The organism is Streptomyces sp. NPDC058650, from assembly GCF_042717315.1.
Lineage (GTDB): Bacteria > Actinomycetota > Actinomycetes > Streptomycetales > Streptomycetaceae > Streptomyces.
Genome location: NZ_JBHXRL010000032.1, coordinates 45,382 through 60,755 on the forward strand (window position 1 = coordinate 45,382; position 15,374 = coordinate 60,755).

General features: G+C 72.1%; 13 protein-coding genes. 8 read left to right on the top strand and 5 right to left on the bottom strand.

Features of this window, described 5'->3' with window-relative positions; all coding sequences use genetic code 11:
- Positions 1-374: 374 nt before the first annotated feature.
- The 3 genes from ACFWWU_RS35615 (at position 375) to ACFWWU_RS35625 (ending at position 4,904) form a co-directional block, all read left to right on the top strand.
- Positions 375-2,768, top strand: a complete 2,394-nt coding sequence (locus tag ACFWWU_RS35615) for a collagenase (RefSeq protein WP_384152792.1) — start codon at positions 375-377, stop codon at positions 2,766-2,768.
- A 109-nt stretch (positions 2,769-2,877) separates the two neighbouring features.
- Entirely contained in the window at positions 2,878-3,969 is a 1,092-nt protein-coding gene (locus tag ACFWWU_RS35620) for a proline racemase family protein (RefSeq protein WP_384152795.1), read from the top strand.
- A complete protein-coding gene (locus ACFWWU_RS35625) occupies positions 3,966-4,904 on the top strand; it encodes an ornithine cyclodeaminase family protein (RefSeq protein ID WP_384152798.1) in 939 nt (312 codons plus the stop codon). The genes ACFWWU_RS35620 and ACFWWU_RS35625 overlap by 4 nt, the downstream gene beginning before the upstream one ends.
- Positions 4,905-5,062: 158 nt before the next feature.
- On the opposite strand, the gene ACFWWU_RS35630 is transcribed toward ACFWWU_RS35625, so the two are convergent.
- The 5 genes from ACFWWU_RS35630 to ACFWWU_RS35650 are packed head-to-tail and all read right to left on the bottom strand — an operon-like array spanning position 5,063 to position 10,818.
- A complete protein-coding gene (locus tag ACFWWU_RS35630; protein ID WP_384152801.1) occupies positions 5,063-6,079 on the bottom strand; it encodes an ABC transporter ATP-binding protein in 1,017 nt (338 codons plus the stop codon).
- Entirely contained in the window at positions 6,076-7,092 is a 1,017-nt protein-coding gene (locus ACFWWU_RS35635) for an ABC transporter ATP-binding protein (protein ID WP_384152804.1), read from the bottom strand. Before ACFWWU_RS35635 ends, ACFWWU_RS35630 begins: the two co-directional genes overlap by 4 nt.
- Complete coding sequence (locus tag ACFWWU_RS35640) at positions 7,092-8,078, bottom strand: ABC transporter permease (RefSeq protein WP_384152807.1); 987 nt, start codon at positions 8,076-8,078, stop codon at positions 7,092-7,094. The genes ACFWWU_RS35635 and ACFWWU_RS35640 overlap by 1 nt, the downstream gene beginning before the upstream one ends.
- Positions 8,075-9,055: an ABC transporter permease gene (locus ACFWWU_RS35645; RefSeq protein WP_384152810.1), complete on the bottom strand. Its 981-nt coding sequence runs from the start codon at positions 9,053-9,055 to the stop codon at positions 8,075-8,077. The genes ACFWWU_RS35640 and ACFWWU_RS35645 overlap by 4 nt, the downstream gene beginning before the upstream one ends.
- A 14-nt stretch (positions 9,056-9,069) precedes the next feature.
- Positions 9,070-10,818: an ABC transporter substrate-binding protein gene (locus tag ACFWWU_RS35650; protein WP_384152813.1), complete on the bottom strand. Its 1,749-nt coding sequence runs from the start codon at positions 10,816-10,818 to the stop codon at positions 9,070-9,072.
- A 199-nt stretch (positions 10,819-11,017) separates the two neighbouring features.
- On the opposite strand from ACFWWU_RS35650, the gene ACFWWU_RS35655 reads away from it, so the two are divergent.
- From ACFWWU_RS35655 to ACFWWU_RS35675, 5 genes are all read left to right on the top strand, one after another.
- A complete protein-coding gene (locus ACFWWU_RS35655) occupies positions 11,018-12,175 on the top strand; it encodes an NAD(P)/FAD-dependent oxidoreductase (protein ID WP_384152816.1) in 1,158 nt (385 codons plus the stop codon).
- A 38-nt stretch (positions 12,176-12,213) separates the two neighbouring features.
- Positions 12,214-12,528 carry a (2Fe-2S)-binding protein gene (locus ACFWWU_RS35660; protein WP_384152819.1) on the top strand — a complete coding sequence of 105 codons (315 nt, stop codon included), beginning with the start codon at positions 12,214-12,216 and terminating at the stop codon, positions 12,526-12,528.
- A complete protein-coding gene (locus ACFWWU_RS35665; protein ID WP_384152822.1) occupies positions 12,509-14,056 on the top strand; it encodes an NAD(P)/FAD-dependent oxidoreductase in 1,548 nt (515 codons plus the stop codon). The genes ACFWWU_RS35660 and ACFWWU_RS35665 overlap by 20 nt, the downstream gene beginning before the upstream one ends.
- A gap of 78 nt (positions 14,057-14,134) precedes the next feature.
- On the top strand, positions 14,135-15,043 hold the full coding sequence (locus ACFWWU_RS35670) for a dihydrodipicolinate synthase family protein (protein WP_384152825.1): 909 nt from the start codon (positions 14,135-14,137) through the stop codon (positions 15,041-15,043).
- Positions 15,044-15,161: 118 nt separating this feature from the next.
- Positions 15,162-15,374: proline racemase family protein (locus ACFWWU_RS35675; RefSeq protein ID WP_384152828.1), on the top strand; the 213-nt coding region annotated here is incomplete at its 3' end.

Consider the following 15,374-nt stretch of genomic DNA (forward strand, 5'->3'; position numbering starts at 1 on the left):
TTCCCCGCTCGTGCTGCGGCCGGCACCGCGTACCCCGCCGTCTCGTCGTGAGATGAGGCTATGTGGTCCCCGGGACGTGAGTGACGGTGGGGGCGCGTGGGGCTCCGCGTCGCGTCGCGATGGGCCGATCGCCGCTGCCGCAGCCGAAGCGCGCCCCGCTCGGCCACCCTGATATGCGGGGGATTGGCCCGGCTTGGGGGAAGGGCTCGGCCGTCCCGGGGTAACTGGTGCCGCCAGAGGGGTTGTCAGTGCAATTTCACATTACTATGTTACAGCGCACACGGGGTGATGAACCGCCGTCATACACCGTGCGAACCAGAGCTGTTCTTGCTTGTCGATCCCCGCATTCACCCCCCTCAACAGCAGGAGTTCTGTTGTCTCTCCAGACACGTGTGCGCTCGTCCCTGCTCGCCTCCGCCATCACGGTCACCCTCCTGGCCTCCGCCGGTCAGTCCGTCGTGTCCGCGGCCGACACCGAGAGGCAGCCCGCCCCGGTGGCCCCGGTGGCCGGCCCGGCGGCGCCGCAGGCCAAGGCCGCGGCCAACCCCTTCGACGAGGTCGAGCATCTCGCCACCGCTCCCGGCAACACCTTCGGGCCCGCGCCGGCCCCGGGCGGTCTCGCCGCCGGTCGCGTCCCCGGAAAGGCCAAGGCCACCGCCGAGTCCGCCACCAAGACGACGGCCAAGGCCACCGCCTCCGCCGCGCGGACGACCGCCGAGGCGGCCGGCACCACCGCGGCGGGCGTGCCCTGCACGCTCGACGGGATCACCGGCCTCTCCCCGGAGCAGTTCGCCGACTTCCTCGCCGACCCGGCGGTCACGGTCGAGGGCTGTCTGAACGGCCTCATCTGGAAGTGGGACGCCCGGCTGACCCCCGTGATGTCCGACGCCCACGTGCAGGCCGTCTCCCGTCGCATATCGAGCCTGGCCGCCCACCACGACGGCAAGAACTCCTCGCACCTGGAGGAGATGTTCACGTACCTGCACGCCGTCGTGTACCACGACTTCTCGCGCGGTGAGATCGACACCACCGACGCGCCCACCGTGAACGCGATCACCCAGGCCGTCACCGCCTTCGGCAACGCCGCGCGGACCTTCGACGTCACGAGGAGCAACGCGAACACCCTGCGCGAGGCCCTCAACGCCGCGAGCGGCCCCGGCCTGCGCCAGCACCAGCTCGGCCTGGTCAAGCGGGTCCTGGCCACCATGGACCCGTCCCACACCGCCACCAACCTGGACCCCGCCTGGGCGGGTGCCGCGCTGGCCGCGCTCTCCGTCAACTACCTCGGCGTCTACCCGGGCAACCAGGACTCCGCCTTCCACGCCGCCGTCGTCGCCGACCCGTCGTACCGCGCCGTCTTCAAAGCCTTCGCGAACTACGGGCACCTGAAGGGCACCGTCAACGCCTGGGTGGCCCGTGACGCCCTCGGCGAGTACGGCCGCTTCGGCCAGGTCGAGAGCCTCAAGACGGAGATCGTCGCCGAACTCGGCGGCCTGCTCGGCACGGTCGTCAACACGTTCGGCAGCGGCAGCCCGCAGTGGGCGAAGATCGTCTCGTGGCTCAACTTCTACGAGGCCTGCAAGCCGTACGGCGTGTGCAAGGAGGACATCGAGAAGCGGATCTTCCCGTACACGTACTCCTACGACAGCGGCGCCATCAAGGTCCGCACCGGGCTCGACCGGACCACCGTCGACCAGCTCTACTACGCCAGCAAGCTGGTCAAGGCGCAGTTCCACCGCGTCGTCGGCAGCGAGGTGCCCGTCGCCGGTGACACCAACACCACCCTGAACATCGTGCTCTACGCCTCCCGCGCGGACTACGAGAACTACCACCCCGTCCTGACCGGCATGGACACCAACAACGGCGGCATCTACATCGAGCGCGGCGCCACCTTCTACACGTACCAGCGGCGCGTCCCGCAGGACTCCTCCCTCACCCTCGAAGAGCTCTTCCGCCACGAGTACGTCCACTACCTCAACGGCCGTTTCGCCGTCCACGGCTCCTTCGGCCAGGGCGAGTGGTACAAGAACGACCGCACCACCTTCATGGACGAGGGCACGGCCGAGTTCTTCGACGGAGCCACCCGCGACAACGGCATCGCCGTCCGCAAGTCGCTCGTCAGCAGCGTCATCAACGACACCTCGCGCGGCGGCCCGCGCATGAGCGTGAGCCAGATCGTCAACGCCACCTACGCCGGCGACGGCTTCCGCTTCTACAGCTACGCCGGCACCTTCTTCGAGTACCTCTGGACCGAGCGGCCCTCCCTCCTCCGCGAGATGTACCGGCACCTGCGGGCCAACGACGTCCAGGCGTACGACGCGTGGCGCGTCCGGATGGCCTCCGACGCCAACATCCAGCGCGGGTACAACCTCTTCCTCGACAAGCAGATCGCCAAGGTCGACGAGCTGTTCGTCCCCAACACCACCTACACGCCCAACGCCCAGCTCCGCGACTCCGCGCTCGCGAACGTGAAGTCCACCTTCGCCACGGCCACCCAGAACAACCCCGACTGCGTCGAGAACGGCGACCCGGGCAAGCGCCGGTTCACCTGCACCGGCCGGATCACCGCCAACCTGTCCAACTGGTCCAGCGAGGACCAGAACTTCAAGGACATGTCCGAGACGGTCGACTACTTCATCCTCGACCGCGCGGGCGCCGCCTCGAACAACCTCGCCGACATGAACTGTTCCTTCGGACCGATCGACATCTGGTCCACGAAGGTCGCGGGCACGTCGAGCTTCAGCTGTGAGGGCCCCCTGCGCAGCTGACCCCCGCTGTCCGGGCCGGCCTCACCCACGGGGGAGGGGCCGGCCCGGCTTCCGCTTTTCGGCGTCACCCGCACGTTCCCCCGAACCCGTTTTCCGGAGGCCGTACCTCGTGAGCACCACCCCGCACTCCGTGCGCACCACCGACTACCACGCCGCAGGCGAACCCTTCAGGATCGTCGACCGGGATCTCCCACCGATCCCCGGCGACACCGTCGCCGAACGCCGCGCCACCGCCCTCGGCCCCGGCGGCACGGCCACGGACCCGCGCCCGGGACCGCTCGACGACGTGCGCCGCCTCCTGGTCCAGGAACCCCGCGGACACGCCGGCATGTACGGCGGCTTCGTCGTCCCGGCCGACGACGACGGCGCCCACTTCGGCGTGTTGTTCTGGCACAAGGACGGCTACTCCACGGCGTGCGGCCACGGCACCATGGCGCTCGGCGCGTGGGCCGTCGACACCGGCCGCGTCCCGGCCCCCGACGACGGCGACGTCGCCGTCCGGATCGACGTGCCCTCGGGCCGCGTCACCGCGACCGTGCACCGCGCGGCCGGCCGCACCACCGGGGTCACCTTCCGCAACGTCCCGACCTTCGTCGCCGCGCGCAAGGTCGCCGTCACGACCTCCTTCGGAGCCGTCGAGGTCGACCTCGCCCACTCCGGCGCCTGTTACGCCTCCGTCGCCGCCGCCGACCTGGGCCTCGACACCACCAGGGCGGCCCTGCCCGCGCTCGTCCGCGCCGGCCAGGAGATCCGCGCCGCACTCGCCGACCACCCGGCCACCCGGCACGCCGGCGACCCGCTCCTCTCCGGCGTATACGGCGTCATCCTGTACGAGGACCTGCCCGAGGGCCGGTACGAGGACCTGCCCGAGGACCTGCCCGAGGACCTGCCCGAGGGCCGGCCCGAGACCGACTCGACGACCACCGGCCCGCGCCAGCGCAACGTCACCGTCTTCGCCGACGGCCAGATCGACCGCTCGCCCTGCGGATCCGGCACCTCCGCCCGTCTCGCCCTGCTCGCCGCCGACGGGCGCCTCGCCCCCGGCGAGACCCTGACGCACGAATCCGTGGCGGGCACCGTGTTCACCGGCCGCCTGCTGCCCGGGGGAATCACCGAGGTCACCGGAACCGCGTACCGCACCGGCACCCACACCTTCCTCCTCGAACCGCACGACGACCTCGGGACGGGGTTCCTGCTGTGACGCACCTGACCCAGATCGACGCCGCGACCATGGCCCGCCTGATGGGCCCGGCCGCGGCGATCGACGTCCTGGCCGACGTCCTGCGCTCCGGACTCGACCCGGAGGAAGGACCGGCCCGCACCGCCGTCCCCGTCCCCGCGGGCGAACTCCTCCTCATGCCCGCCGCCTTCGGCCCGTACGCCGGAGTCAAGATCGCCGGCGTGGCCCCCGGCAACGCCGCCACGGGCCTGCCCCGCATCACCGGCTCCTACCTGCTCCTCGACGGCGCGAACCTACGGCCGCTCGCCCTCCTCGACGGCGCCGCCCTCACCGAGCTGCGCACCCCGGCCGTCTCCGCCCTCGCCGTACGCCATCTGACCCCCGCGGGCCGGCCCCTGCGCCTCGTCCTCTTCGGCACCGGCCCGCAGGCGTACGGGCACCTGGAAGCCGTCCTCGCCGTACGCCAGGTCTCCGAGGCGATCGTCTTCGGGCGCAACCAGATCGGCGCGCGCGCCCTCGCCGGCTACGCGCGGACGCTCGGCGTCCTCGCCCGTACCGGCACGCCCGACGACGTGGCCAAGGCCGACCTCGTCATCTGCTGCACCACCGCCCGCACGCCCCTCTTCGACGGAGCCCTCGTGGCCTCCGGCGCCACCGTCGTCGCCGTCGGCTCGCACGAACCGGACGCCCGGGAGACGGACACCGGGCTGGTGGCCCGCTCCGAGGTGTACGTCGAGGCGCGCTCGGCGGCCCTGCGCGAGGCCGGCGACCTGCTCGTCCCCACGGCCGAGGGGGCGATCGAGGAGGACCACGTCGTGGGGAACATCGCCGACCTGGTGACCGGCCGCCGCACCCCCACGACCGAGCACCCGCGGTTCTTCAAGAGCGTCGGCATGGCCTGGGAGGACCTCGCGGTGGCCGGCGCCCTGTACGAGGCGGCACTCGCCGCGCCCTAGCCCGGCCGCCGATCCCTGACCGCCGACCGCCGATCCATGACCGCCGGTCCCTGACCGCCGACCGCCGCCCGCCGATCCCTGACCACCGACCGCCGATCGGCCCCGGTCACCCCGAACGCCCCGGCCCCGCGCACGCGGGACCGGGGCGTTCGGCATGCTCAGGCGGCCTCCGGGAAGTGGCAGGCGACCTGCCGCGCCTCGCCGGGGGAGGCGATCCGCAGCAGCGGCGCCTCCGTCCGGCAGATGTCCTGCGCCTTGGGGCAGCGCGGATGGAAGGTGCAGCCGGGCGGCGGAGCGGCCGGGCTCGGCGGGTCACCGAGCAGCGTGATCCGTTCCCTGGCCCGCTCGGCCGCCGGGTCGGGCAGCGGTACGGCGGACAGCAGCGCCCGTGTGTAGGGGTGCGCGGGAGCCGCGTACACCCGCTCCTTCACCCCGATCTCCACGATCCGGCCCAGGTACATCACCGCCACCCGGTCGCAGACCCGCTTGACGACCGAGAGGTCGTGGGCGATGAAGAGATAGGCGAGTCCCAGTTCGCGCTGGAGCCGTTCCATCAGGTTGACGATCTGCGCCTGGACGGAGACGTCGAGCGCGGAGACGGGTTCGTCGGCGACGACGAGCCGCGGGCTGGTCGCCAGGGACCGGGCGATGCCGATGCGCTGCGCCTGACCGCCGGAGAACTCGTGCGGATAGCGGTCGATGTGTTCCGGTATGAGCCCGACCAGATCCATCAGCTCCACGGCCCGCTTGCGGGCGTCGGCCGCCGAACTCCCCTGCACCATCAGGGGATCGGAGATGATCCGGGCCACGGTCTGGCGGGGGTTGAGGGAGGAGTGCGGGTCCTGGAAGACCATCTGGAGGTCGCGGCGCAGCGGTTTGAGCTCCCGCTGCGAGAGATGGCTGATGTCGCGACCGTCGTACGAGACGGAGCCGGCGGTCGGTTCCAGGAGCCGCACGATCATGCGGCCGGTGGTCGACTTGCCGCAGCCGGACTCGCCGACGAGCCCCAGGGTCTCGCCCGCCGCCACGTCGAAGCCGATGCCGTCGACTGCCCGGACGGGCGCCGAGCGGGCCCGGCGGCCCGGGAAGGTCATCGTCAGGTCCCGCACGCTGAGCAGGGGCGTGGTGGTCGTGCTCGTGCCCGCGCCCGAGGCCGCGGTGGTGGTCGTGGTCATGAGGCGACGCCTTCGTACGCGGGGAAGTGGCAGGCGGCCGGATGCCCCTCCGGGCCGACGAGCAGCGGGCGTTCGCCCGCGCACCGCGCCCGCTCCTCCTCGGAGCCGGCGGCCGCCCGGGGGCAGCGGGGCGCGAACGCGCAGCCCGGCGCGGGATCGAGCAGGGACGGCGGGCTGCCCGGTATCGCGCGCAGCGGGGCGTCGTCCTCGTCGTCGAGCCGGGGCAGCGAGTCGAGCAGGCCGCGGGTGTAGGGGTGGGCGGGGGAGGCGAAGAGGGAGTCCACCGGGGCGTGTTCGGCGGCCCGGCCGCCGTACATCACCAGGACGTCGTGGGCCACCCGGGCGACCACGCCCAGATCGTGCGTGATCATGACGACGGCGAGTCCCCGTTCCTGCTGGATCCGGGCGATCAGCTCCAGGATCTGGGCCTGGACGGTGACGTCCAGAGCGGTCGTCGGCTCGTCGGCGATCAGCAGATCCGGTTCGCAGGACAGGGCCATCGCGATCATCACGCGCTGGCGCATCCCGCCCGAGAACTGGTGGGGGTACTCGCCCGCCCGGCGGCGCGGTTCGGGGATGCCGACCTCGCCGAGCGCCTCGACGGCCCGCTCGCGGGCGGCCGCGCGGCGGGAGCCGAAGTGGACCCGGTGGTGCTCGGCGATCTGCTCCCCGACCGTGTAGTAGGGGTGCAGGCTGGACAGCGGGTCCTGGAAGATCATGGCCATCCGCCGGCCGCGCAGCCCGTTGAGCTCGCGGTCGGAGAGGCCGATCAGCTCGCGTCCGTCGAGCCGGACCGAGCCGGTGACCTCGGCGCTCGTGTGCAGGCCCATGACGGCCAGCGAGGTCACGGACTTCCCGGAGCCGGACTCGCCGACGATGCCGAGGGTCCGGCCGGGCAGCACGTCGAAGGCGAGGGAGTCGACGGCCCGGACGGGGCCGCGCTTCGTCGGGAAGGTGACCGTGAGGTCCCGTACCGACAGCAGGGAGGCGGGGCCGGGGGTGTGGGCGGCCATCAGTACCTCACTCGGGGGTCGACGACGGCGTACAGCAGGTCGACGGCCAGATTGGCGACGACGATGAAGGTGGCGGCGAGCAGGGTGACCCCGAGGATGACCGGCTGGTCCCCGCTGGACAGGGCGCCGTAGAAGAGGCGGCCGACGCCGGGCAGTCCGAAGATGGACTCGGTGATCACGGCCCCCGCGAGGAGACCGCCCAGATCCATGCCGAAGATGGTCAGGATGGGCGTCATGCCCGCGCGCAGCCCGTGCTTGACGACGACCGTGCGGCGCGGGAGGCCCTTGGCGCGGGCGGTGCGGATGTACGGCTCCGCCATGGACTCGATCATCGAACTGCGGCTCTGTCGCGCGTACATCGCGGCGTACAGGATCGCGAGCGCCAGCCAGGGGAGCAGCAGGTTGGTGGCCCAGGACAGCGGATCGTCGCCGAAGGCCACGTACTGCGGGTAGGGCAGCAGCCCCAGCACCCGGATGAGTCCGAAGATCAGCAGCACCGAGGTGAAGTAGACCGGCAGCGAGGCCGCGGCGACCGCGCCGACCATCAGGGCCCGGTCGGTGAGCGTGTCCTTGTGGAGGGCGGCGGTGACGCCCGCGGTGAGCCCGAGGACCAGCCAGATCGCGGCGGCGCCCAGGGCCAGTGAGGCCGAGACGGGCAGCCGGTCCACGAGCAGGTCCCACACGCTCTGGCTGTTCTCGTACGAGTAGCCCAGGCACGGGAAGTCGCACTCCAGGGCGTACTGGCCGGTGCCCATCGTGCGGCCGGTGAAGATGCCGGTGACGAAGTCGGTGAACTGCCGCCACAGCGGGGCGTCGAGGCCCATGTTGGCGCGGATCGCCTCCAGCCGGTCGGCGCTGCACGACTTGCCGCAGGCGGCGGCGGCCGGGTCGGAGGGCAGGACGTAGAAGATGGTGAAGGTGACGGCGGCGATGGCGAGGAGGACGCCGAGGACGCCCAGGAGCCGGCGGCCGAGGTAGAGGATCACGTGCCGCTGCCTCTCGGGTCGAGGATGTCGCGCAGCGCGTCGCCGAGCAGGGTGAACGCGAGCACGGTGAGGAAGAGGCAGAGGCTCGGGACGAGGAAGTACATGGGGTCCGTGTCGTAGTACGCGACGCTCTCGGCGATCATCTGGCCCCAGGACGGGGTCGGCGGGCGGACGCCCACACCGAGGTAGCTGAGCGCCGCCTCGGTGGCGATCATCCCGGGGATGATCAGCGTGGTGTACGCGATGACCGGACCGGCGACGCCTGGCAGGATGTCGCGGGCGAGGATCCGCCAGGGGCCGGAGCCGCCGACGCGGGCGGCGTCGACGTACTCGCGGTGCTTGAGCGACAGGGTCTGGCCGCGGACGACCCGGGCGATGCCGGGCCAGCCGAAGAGGCCGATGACGGCGGTCATCAGGACGATCCGGTTGACGTCCCGGGCCACCGACATCATCGCGATCATGAAGATGAGGGACGGGAAGGACATGGTGAGGTCCATCAGCCGGGACAGCACGGTGTCGACGCGGCCGCCGAAGTAGCCCGCGGCGATACCGGCCGCGGTCCCGACGACGACGACGATCGCCGTCGCCGAGAACGCGATGAGCAGCGAGACCTGGCCGCCGTGCACCACGCGGGCGAACAGGTCGCGGCCGGTGACGGGTTCGACGCCGAGCCAGTGCTCGGCCGAGACGCCGCCCAGCGGCCCGATGGGCAGGCCGCCCAGGTACGGATCGACGGCGCTCTTGTCGAACTCCTCGGGGCCCCAGCCGCCGAGCGAGCCGATCAGCGGGGCGGCCACGGTCAGGAGCGCGAAGAACGCGACCACGACGAGCGAGAGCTTCACGGACGTACGCCGGCGCAGTTCCGCGCGGGCGAGCTGCCAGGGACCGCTGCCGGAGCGTACGGCGGGGGCGGCGGTGACCGGGGGAGAGGCGCCACTCGGTGGAGACGTGGCGGAGGTGGTGGGCGTGGTGGTCATCGGGGCGACGTCCTTCAGTTCGCGCTCTTCGCGGGGTCCTTGAGACCGACCGTCGCGTAGTCGATCTGTCCGCCGAAGGAGGTGTGGCCGTAGGCGCCCGCGATGTTGGTGCCGATCAGCAGCGGCTTGCGCTCGACGACGGCGGGAGCGGTGGGGGCCTTGGCGAGGATCTGGGCGTCGAGCTCGTGCCACGCCTTGTTCGCCTTCTGGGAGTCGGTCATCGCGGCGATCTCGTCCATGCGCTTCATCGTGGCGTCGTCACGGAAGAGCGAGTGGTTGCCGGAGTTGCCCTTCTCCTTGATGTAGCGGCCGTCGAAGACGAAGGGCAGGAAGGTCGAGCCGGAGGGGAAGTCCGGACACCAGCCGGTGTAGGCGAGGTCCGTGCGGTTCTTGGTGTCGCCGATCGTGTCGTAGAAGGCGGACGGGTCGACGGTCTCGATGGTGACCTTGATCCCGGCGCGGCCCAGGGACTGCTGGATCGCCTCACCGATGGCCTTGTCGCCGGCGGAGACGGTGACGCTGGTGGAGATGCCGCCGGCCTTGCCCGCCTCCTTGAGGAGCTGCTTCGCCTTTTCGACGTCTCCGGTGAGCGGGATCTTCAGGGTGTCGGGCTGCTTGCCGCCGGGGAAGAGCAGGCCGGGCATGAGCGCGGTGGCCGGGTCGTTGAGCGCGGGGCCGCCGGTGGCGGTGACGAGAGCCTCGCGGTCGAGGGCGTACTGCACGGCCTGGCGCACCTTGACGTTGTCGAACGGCGCGCGACCGGTGTGCATCTGGACCATCTCGGTGCAGCTGGTCGACTCGGCGAGGAGACGTGCCCTGACGTCCGGCTTGGTGAGCACCTTGGGCGTGGACTCGGGGCGGAGCGAGGCCCAGGCGACGGAGGAGGCGTCGCCGCCGGCGGAGGCGATGAGGCGGTCGTCGATCTGGTTGGCCTTGAGGCCCATGGTGACGACGATCCGGTCCGGGTACGCCTTGCGCACGGTGTCCGTGGCGGCGCTCCAGTGGGTGTTGCGCACGAGGACCATCTGCTTGTCCCGGGCGTACGACTCGATCTTGTACGGGCCGGAGGAGAAGGGCCGGCTGTCGTACTGCGGGCCCTTGTCCTGGGACTTGGGCACGGGGCTGAAGGTGGGCAGCACCGTCGCGTACGGGAACTCGGCGAAGGGCTTGCGGAGCTCGAAGACGATCGTGCGGTCGTCCGGGGTCTTCACGGAGGCGAGGTGCTTGCCCTGCGCGGGGCCCTGGTAGCCCTCGGCGCCGACGAGGTAGCGGGCCGCGTAGTCGGGGCCGCCGGGCAGGTCGGGGGAGAAGGACCGCTCCACGTTGTACTTGACGTCCTGGGCGGTGATCGGGGTGCCGTCCTCGTACTTCAGGCCGGGCTTCAGCTTGAAGGTCCAGGTCTTGGCGCCGTTGGAGGAGACACCGAGGTCCTCGGCGAGGTCGGTCGTGAGCTCCCCTCCCTTCGTGCCGGGCGCGGCCTTGTACGTGAGGAGGGTGCGGTAGAGCAGACGCGTGCCGAAGTCCATGTCGCCCACCACCCAGTTGCGGGCCGGGTCGAGGTGGGTGAAGTCCTGGTTCGACAGGACGTTCAGCGTGCCGCCCTTCTGCGGTGTCCCGCCCACCATCGCGCCGCTGTTGGAGAGCGCCGGGTTCTTGCCGCGGTCCCGGGTGCCGTCGGACTTCTTGCCGTCGGAACAGCCGGTCGCACCGAGGGCGAGGGCCGTCACCAGAGCGGTGGCCGAGGTGTATGTGCGCTTGTTCATAGGTCACTCCGAGAGAGCGGTCGGACAGCCCCGATGGCTGGAATGTGACCTGTAACATAGTAATGTGAAATTGCACTGACAAGGTATCGGGGAGTCCGTTACTCATCCGTGTCCGGGCGGTGCTCGGGAGAGCGCCCGGCGAGTGGAATGCTCCGTTTCGGGTCTTGGCAACGTCAGTGCAATGTGAAATATTACTGACGTGCCCACGAGAAAACCCTCGGATGTCATCGTCGTCGGCGCCGGCGTCGTCGGCGCGGCCTGCGCCTACTATGCCGCCCACGTCGGCCTCTCCGTCACCGTCGTCGACCGCGGTTCCGTCGCCGGCGGGACGACGGGGGCCGGTGAGGGAAACCTCCTGGTCTCCGACAAGGAGCCGGGACCGGAGCTCGAACTCGCCCTCCTCGCCAACACCCTGTGGCGGGAGCTGGCGGACGTGCTCCCGCCACACGTCGAGTACGAGGCCAAGGGGGGCCTCGTGGTCGCCTCCGGCGAGTCGGGGATGAGCGCCCTGCGCGACTTCGCGGCCCGTCAGGAGAAGGCGGGCGTCACCGCCCAGGAGGTCCCCGGGGACCGGCTCCATGATCTGGAGCCCCACCTCGCTCCTGGCCTCGCCGGAGGCTTCCTCTATCCACAGGACTCCCAGGTGATGCCCGCCCACGCCGCCGCCCAGCTGCTGCGCGCCGCGGGCGACCGCGTCCGGCTGCGGCTGGGGGAGGAGGTCACCGGCCTCCTCACCGGCGCCGCCGGAGAGATCCGCGGGGTGCGGACCGCGACCGGCGAGCTCCACGCCCCGTACGTGGTGAACGCCGCCGGCACCTGGGGCGGTACCCTCGCCGAACTCGCGGGCGTCCACCTCCCCGTGCTGCCCCGCAGGGGCTTCGTCCTCGTCACCGAACCGCTGCCGCGCGTGGTGCGCCACAAGGTGTACGCCGCCGACTACGTGGCCGACGTGGCCAGTGGCTCGGCCGCCCTCCAGACGTCGGCGGTCGTCGAGGGCACCCCCGCGGGGCCGGTCCTCATCGGCGCCAGCAGGGAACGGGTCGGCTTCGACCGGACGCTCTCCACCGAGGTCCTGCGCCGACTCGCCGCCGGGGCCATCGGCCTCTTCCCCGTCCTCGGCACCGTACGGGCCATACGGACCTACCTGGGCTTCCGCCCGTACCTGCCGGACCACCTGCCCGCGATCGGGCCCGACCCGCGCGTCCACGGGCTGCTGCACGCCTGTGGCCACGAAGGGGCGGGGATCGGTCTCGCACCGGTGACCGGACAGATCGTCGCCGCCTGCCTGACCGGCGGCGAACCGCCCCTCGACATCGCCCCGTTCCGCCCCGAACGGTTCGGCACGTCCACGCCCTGATGCCCGCATCCACCGGCACCGTCATGAGAGGAGGGCCCGTGGCCCGCACGCCCGCCGACCTGGTCGGGGCACAGCCCGATCCGCCGTTCGAGATCACCTTCGACGGCCGGAGCGTCCCCGCCCTGCCCGGCCAGACCGTCGCCGCCGCCCTCTGGGGCGCCGGCATCCTGGCCTGGCGCACCACCCGGGAAGGGGGGCGGCCGCGCGGCGCGTTCTGCGGCATCGGCCAGTGCTACGACTGCCTCGCCACCGTCAACGGCGAACCCAACCGGCGCGCCTGTCTGGTCCCCGCCCGCCCCGGCGACGCGATCACCACCCAGGAAGGGCACGGCCATGACCGCCTCGCCGTCTGAACCGTACGACCTCGCGGTCGTCGGCGCGGGTTCCGCAGGGCTCGCCGGTGCGGTCGTCGCCTCCGAACTCGGGCTCTCCGTCGCCCTGCTGGACACCTCCACCCAGTCGGGAGGGCAGTTCTACCGCCACCCGGCACCCGCCCTGGGGGCGGTGCGCCCCGAGGCCCTGCACCACGACTGGTCCGCCTTCTCCGACCTGCGGCGACGCCTGGGGGCGAGCACGGTCGACCACCTGACCGGGCACCACGTGTGGTCCGTGGTACGGGGGCCCGACGGGGCCGGCGAGCCCGGCGGGGCCGGTGAGGCCGGTGAGATCGGTGAGATCGGCGGGGCTGGTGAGACCGGTGTGCCCGGCGAGTACTGGACGCTCCACGCGGTCACCGGCGCGGACGGCACCGAGGAGCGACCCGTCCGGATCAGGGCCCGGGCGCTGCTCCTTGCCACCGGGGCGTACGAGCGCCAACTGCCCTTCCCCGGCTGGACCCTGCCCGGCGTGGTGGGTGCCGGAGGGGCGCAGGCCATGCTCAAGTCCGGGCTCGTGCTGCCCGGACGGCGCATCGTCGTCGCCGGCAGCGGCCCTCTGCTGCTCGCCGTCGCCTCGTCGCTCGCCGCGGCGGGCGCGAGGGTTCCGGCGGTGGTCGAGGCGGCGGGATACCTGCGGTACGCCCGTAACCCCCGCGCGCTCGTGACCAATCCGGCGAAGGCCGCCGAAGCCCTGGTGCACGGGGCCGTCCTGCTCAGGCACCGCGTGCGGGTGCTGCCGAACAGCGCGGTCACCGAGGTCCACGGCGCCGACCGGGTGGAGGCCGTCACCGTCAGCCGCCTGGCGGCCGACTGGACGCCCGTCCCGGGGACCGGTCGCAGGATCGCCTGCGACGCGCTCGCGGTCGGGCACGGCCTCGTGCCCCAGATCGAGCTGGCCACGGCCATCGGCTGCGCCACCCGCGCGCTGCCCGACGGCACCCTGGGTCTCGTCCTGGACGACCTCCAGGAGACCTCGGTGGCCGGGATGTGGGCGGCGGGTGAGACCGGTGGCGTGGGAGGCGCCGAACTCGCCCGTACCGAGGGCGAGCTGGCGGGACGCGCGATCGCCGCCAGGCTGCGCGGCCGCCGTGCGGACGCGGGCGGGGGCCGGGTGGGCGAACTCCGGCGCCGCCGGGACCGGATGCGGGCCTTCGCGGACGTCATGTCCGCCGCGCACGCGCCGGGCCCCGGCTGGTCCGCGTGGCTGGAGGACGAGACGGACGTGTGCCGCTGCGAGGAGGTGACCGCGGGGCGTGTGCGCGAGGCGGTCAACGACCTCGGGGCGCGGGACGCGCGGACCGTCAAGCTCCTCACGCGAGCCGGCATGGGCTGGTGCCAGGGGCGGATGTGCGGGACGGCCGTGGCCTGCCTCGCGGCGCGCGGCGACGCCCCCGAACCGCCCGCGGAACGACGCCCGTTCGCCGTCCCCGTGCCGCTCGCGACGCTCGCCGCCCTCGGCGATGCGGCGGCCGAACCGACCGGCGCGCGCTCCGAAACCCCTTAGACACGAGGGGAAGTGGCCCATGCGGCCCTTCCCTTTCCCCTTCAATAAAATGTCACACACTATAGAAAGGTCGTCGACATGACCGCCACCACCTGGAACACCGACCGACCCTGGCGCGGCATCATGGTCGCCACCACCCTCCCCTTCCGCGAGGACCTCACGGTCGACTACGACGCGTACGCGGAACACGTGGCCTGGCTGATCGCCAACGGCTGTGACGGGGTCGTCCCGAACGGCTCCCTCGGTGAGTATCAGACCCTGACCGACGAGGAGCGCGCCCAGGTCGTCCGTACCGCCGTCGCGGCCGCCGGTGACGGGGCGCGGGTCATGCCGGGCGTCGCCGCCTACGGCAGCGCCGAGTCCCGCCGCTGGGCCGAGCAGGCCGCCGAGGCCGGAGCCGGTTCCGTCCTGCTCCTGCCGCCCAACGCGTACCGCGCCGAACCGGCCGCCGTGCGCGCCCACTACAGCGAGGTCGCCAAGGCAGGCATCCCGATCGTCGCGTACAACAACCCGATCGACACCAAGGTCGACCTCACGCCCGACGTGCTGGCGCGCCTGCACCGCGACGGCAGCATCGTCGCCGTCAAGGAGTTCAGCGGTGACGTCCGCAGGGCGTACGAGATCGCCGAGCTCGCCCCGGAGCTCGACCTCCTGATCGGCGCCGACGACGTCCTCCTGGAGCTGGCCGTCGCCGGTGCGGTCGGCTGGATCGCCGGCTACCCCAACGCCTTCCCCACGAGCTGCGCCGAGCTGTACCACGCGGCGGTCGCGGGCGACCTGGCCACCGCCGTACCGCTCTACAAGTCCCTGCACTCCCTCCTGCGCTGGGACTCGAAGACGGAGTTCGTCCAGTCCATCAAGCTCTCCATGGACATCGCCGGCCGCCAGGGCGGACCGACCCGACCGCCGCGGTACCCCCTCACCGGCGCGATCGAGGCCGGGGTCCGGATCGCCACCGAGAAGGCCGTCGCCGACGGCCACCGCTGACGTCACCGCCGACCGTCACGGCTGACCGCCTCCGCTGACCGCCTCCGCTGACCGCCTCCGCGTTCCGTCCCGCGTCCGCCACCGCATCCCGTCTCCGCTGTCCGTCGAAAGGAACTCCGTGCGCACCCGTCATGTCTTCCACGCGGTCGACTCGCACACCGAGGGCATGCCCACGCGCGTGATCACCGGTGGTGTCGGGGTCATCCCCGGTGCCACGATGGCCGAGCGCCGGCTGCACTTCATCGAGCACCTGGACCATCTCCGTACGCTGCTCATGTTCGAGCCGCGCGGTCACGCGGCGATGAGCGGTGCGATCCTCCAGCCGCCCACC

Excerpts from the sequence above, each read along its gene's own strand:
- ACFWWU_RS35630 (WP_384152801.1), bottom strand. The coding sequence starts at position 6,079 with ATGACCACGACCACCACCGCGGCCTCGGGCGCGGGCACGAGCACGACC.
- ACFWWU_RS35635 (WP_384152804.1), bottom strand. The coding sequence starts at position 7,092 with ATGGCCGCCCACACCCCCGGCCCCGCCTCCCTGCTGTCGGTACGGGAC.
- ACFWWU_RS35645 (WP_384152810.1), bottom strand. The coding sequence starts at position 9,055 with ATGACCACCACGCCCACCACCTCCGCCACGTCTCCACCGAGTGGCGCC.
- ACFWWU_RS35650 (WP_384152813.1), bottom strand. The coding sequence starts at position 10,818 with ATGAACAAGCGCACATACACCTCGGCCACCGCTCTGGTGACGGCCCTC.
- ACFWWU_RS35665 (WP_384152822.1), top strand. The coding sequence starts at position 12,509 with ATGACCGCCTCGCCGTCTGAACCGTACGACCTCGCGGTCGTCGGCGCG.
- ACFWWU_RS35670 (WP_384152825.1), top strand. The coding sequence starts at position 14,135 with ATGACCGCCACCACCTGGAACACCGACCGACCCTGGCGCGGCATCATG.